The sequence below is a fragment of the Vibrio sp. 2130-1 genome (assembly GCF_033339515.1).
Genome location: NZ_JAWOUT010000255.1, coordinates 1 through 713 on the forward strand (window position 1 = coordinate 1; position 713 = coordinate 713).

Sequence of the window (713 nt, forward strand, 5' to 3'; positions counted from 1 at the left end):
AAGAGTCCGTAACACCGTACATCGCAATGCTGGGCGAGGAACCGATCGGCTATGCTCAGTCGTACGTCGCGCTCGGAAGCGGTGATGGCTGGTGGGAAGATGAAACTGATCCAGGAGTGCGAGGAATAGACCAGTCTCTGGCTGACCCGACACAGTTGAACAAAGGCCTAGGAACAAGGCTTGTCCGCGCTCTCGTTGAACTACTGTTCTCGGACCCCACCGTGACGAAGATTCAGACCGACCCGACTCCGAACAACCATCGAGCCATACGCTGCTATGAGAAGGCAGGATTCGTGCGGGAGAAGATCATCACCACGCCTGACGGGCCGGCGGTTTACATGGTTCAAACACGACAAGCCTTCGAGAGAAAGCGCGGTGTTGCCTAACAACTCATTCAAGCCGACGCCGCTTCGCGGCGCGGCTTAATTCAGGTGTTAGCGGTAATTTAACCAGATAGGAGTACAGACATATGAAAATCGTAAAAAGGATATTATTAGTATTGTTAAGTTTATTTTTTACAATTGCGTATTCAAATGCTCAAACTGACAACTTAACTTTGAAAATTGAGAATGTTTTAAAGGCAAAAAATGCCAGAATAGGAGTAGCAATATTCAACAGCAATGAGAAGGATACTTTGAAGATTAATAACGACTTCCATTTCCCGATGCAAAGCGTTATGAAATTTCCGATTGCTTTAGCCGTTTTGTCTGAGA

1 protein-coding gene and 1 pseudogene are annotated in these 713 nt (G+C 47.0%); both read left to right on the top strand.

Going from position 1 to position 713, the window contains the following annotated elements:
• Nucleotides 1-386, top strand: a 386-nt coding sequence (locus tag R7Q09_RS25570) for an AacA4 family aminoglycoside N(6')-acetyltransferase (RefSeq protein WP_276428554.1), incomplete at its 5' end; no start/stop codon positions are given.
• 83 nt (nt 387-469) lie between these two features.
• Nucleotides 470-713: pseudogene (locus R7Q09_RS25575) on the top strand (hypothetical protein); the annotation flags it as partial.